Consider the following 2110-nt stretch of genomic DNA (forward strand, 5'->3'; position numbering starts at 1 on the left):
ACGCGGTGAAGGCGTCTGGCGCGAACGTCCGCCTCGGCACCACCGTCACCGCCCTGCGGGGCGACGCGGAGGGGGTGGACGTCGAGTTCTCCGACGGGAGTTCGGGCCGTTACGACCTGGTGGTCGGTGCGGACGGCATATCCTCCGCGACCCGCGCGATGATCGGCATCGAGGAGCGTCCCGAACCGACCGGCATGGCGGTCTGGCGGGCTCCCGCTCCGCGTCCGGCGGGGGTGGAGCGCACCGATCTGGCCTACGGCGGACCGGCGTACATCGCCGGGTACTGTCCGACCGGGCCGGACACGGTCTACGCGTACCTGGTCGAGCCCAAGCGCGACCGCGCCACCATCGACCCGGCCGACTACGCGCAGGAGATGCGGCGGCTGGCGGCCGGGTACGGCGGCCACTGGGAGCAGATAGCGGCCTCGATCACCGACCCCGGGCAGGTCAACTACACCTGGTTCGACCGGCACCTGGTCGAGGGTCCGTGGCACCGGGGCCGGGTGGTGCTGGTCGGCGACGCCGCTCACGCCTGCCCGCCGACCCTGGCGCAGGGTGCCGCGATGTCCCTGGAGGACGCCTTGGTACTGGCCGAACTCCTCACCGGTGCCGAGGAGTTCGACGAGCAGTTGTTGCTCGACTACCACGCCCGGCGGCTGCCGCGGGTGCGGATGGTGGTGGAGAACTCCTGCCAGCTGGGCCGGTGGCTGATGGACGGTGTCCGGGACGCCGACGTGCCCGGTCTGATGGCCCGCACCACCGCCGTCCTGAAGGAGGCCCCGTGACCGGCCCCGCCGTCGACGTCCACGCCCGCCCCTGAGGGCCGTGCCCCGGTCGGGGCCGTGCCCGGCGTGGTGGGCGGTCAGCGGTGGCGGGCGGGGCGGTGGACGAGGACGAGGGTGAAGCCGGTGGCGCCGAGGGCGATCAGGACGACGCCGCTGACCAGCAGGGAGGTCGGCGGCCGCCCGCCGTCGGCCGGGGACGGCAGGCTCGCGGCTGCGAGGGTGGGGGCGTCGGAGGCCGGGGGAGTGGTGGCCCCGCCCCGGACGGGGGCCGGGAGGGCGTCGACGCCGAGCACCTCGGTGCGGGGGCTCGGGGCGGTCGACGCCGAGGCCGGGGCCGGCTCCGCGACGGACGGCTGCGCGGGAGCGGGGGCGGGGGCGGCCGGGTGGGTGATCCGGAGGGTGGTGTGCGGGGCGGACGTGAAGGAGTCCGCCGACCCGGACCGGAGCCCGAGCCGGACGTCCACCTGCTGCGCGGCGGCGTCGGCGGCGGTGACGGAGAGCCGGAAGGTGTAGCGGGCGCTCCCGCCCGGTGCGAGGTCGGTGGCGGGCAGGGCGCCGTCGCCGCGCAGGGAGCGGTCGCAGCCGACCGACAGCGGGAGGTCCTCCCAGCCCGCGGAGGTCTTCACCTGGAGCAGCAACTCGTCGGCCCGCAGCGCCTGTTGCGGGCTCCGGGCGGCGTCGTTCCGGAGGGCGGGCAGCGGGGCGGCGCCCTCCAGGGCGGCGGTGCCGGTGTTGTCGACCTGCGCGGTGAACTCGACCGGGGCGCCGCCCGCCACCAGCGTCCGGTCCGCCCCCGGCAGGAGCGCCAGCGAAGCGGCCGGTGTCGGCCGTGCGGCGGACGGGGCCGCGGACGCGGAGTCGGAGTCGGGGCCGGACGCGGAGGGCGAGGGCGCGGGCGCGGTGGAGGACTGCGTCGGGGTCGGGGCGGCGGTGGCGGGCGGCCGTTCGTCGCAGGCCCGGGCGGCAGGGGCGCCGCCGAGGACGAGGACGGTGCCCAGGGCGGTGCCGGCACCGAGAACGGCGAGACGGGAGTGGACGGCCACGGGAGTTCCCCCAGGGACGGAAGCGGCGGGCAGTGCGTGCTCGGCACGCGCCCCCCGTCTCCCCGCTCTCGCCCGGAGAATGCCGACCGGTTCCGGCCCCGGCCGGGCCCCGGTTCCGGCCCCGGCCGACCCCGCACCGGCCTCGGGTTCGGGCGGGGAGGGGTGCTGGTCAGGCGCGGTGGGCGAGGGTGAACTCCCAGGCGTCGGCGACGATCCGGTCGAGCTCGGGGCGCTTGGGGACCCAGCCCAGGGCCTCGCGGGCGCGGTCGGCGGCGGCGACCA

Annotated in this window: 2 protein-coding genes; one reads left to right on the plus strand and one right to left on the minus strand. The window is 77.4% G+C overall.

All coding sequences use genetic code 11. The features are described 5' to 3' along the window. A partial coding sequence (locus tag QSK52_RS38965) for an FAD-dependent monooxygenase (protein WP_285741023.1) occupies positions 1-785 on the plus strand: 785 nt, incomplete at its 5' end. A 77-nt stretch (positions 786-862) separates the two neighbouring features. Here QSK52_RS38965 and QSK52_RS38970 read toward each other — a convergent pair. After that, a complete protein-coding gene (locus QSK52_RS38970) occupies positions 863-1828 on the minus strand; it encodes a hypothetical protein (RefSeq protein ID WP_285741024.1) in 966 nt (321 codons plus the stop codon). Positions 1829-2110 lie beyond the last annotated feature (282 nt).

It is taken from the genome of Kitasatospora phosalacinea, from assembly GCF_030268885.1.
Taxonomy (GTDB): domain Bacteria; phylum Actinomycetota; class Actinomycetes; order Streptomycetales; family Streptomycetaceae; genus Kitasatospora; species Kitasatospora phosalacinea_C.